This is a genomic window from Pseudomonas sp. GQ91, assembly GCF_059758795.1.
Genome location: NZ_JCAXED010000076.1, coordinates 1 through 307, shown reverse-complemented (window position 1 = coordinate 307; position 307 = coordinate 1). Strand labels below are relative to the sequence as shown.

The 307-nt window shown below is 55.4% G+C and carries 1 protein-coding gene; it reads left to right on the top strand.

Annotated features, from left to right (window positions below; genetic code table 11):
• Nucleotides 1-305: ribonucleotide-diphosphate reductase subunit beta (locus AC6CIA_RS26490; RefSeq protein ID WP_314532256.1), on the top strand; the 305-nt coding region annotated here is incomplete at its 5' end.
• Nucleotides 306-307: the final 2 nt, after the last annotated feature.

Below are 307 nucleotides of genomic sequence, written 5' to 3'. Positions count from 1 at the left end.
TGTGGGATGCCGAGATGAAAGAAGAAGCCACCCAGATGATCCTGCAAGGCACCCAACTGGAAATCGAATACGCCCGCGACACCATGCCGCGCGGCGTATTGGGCATGAACGCGGCGATGATGGAGGACTACCTCAAGTTCATCGCCAACCGTCGTCTGTCGCAGATCGGCTTGAAGGAAGAGTACCCAGGCACCACCAACCCGTTCCCATGGATGAGCGAAATCATGGACTTGAAGAAAGAGAAGAACTTCTTTGAGACACGGGTGATCGAGTATCAGACCGGCGGCGCGCTTAGCTGGGATTGATG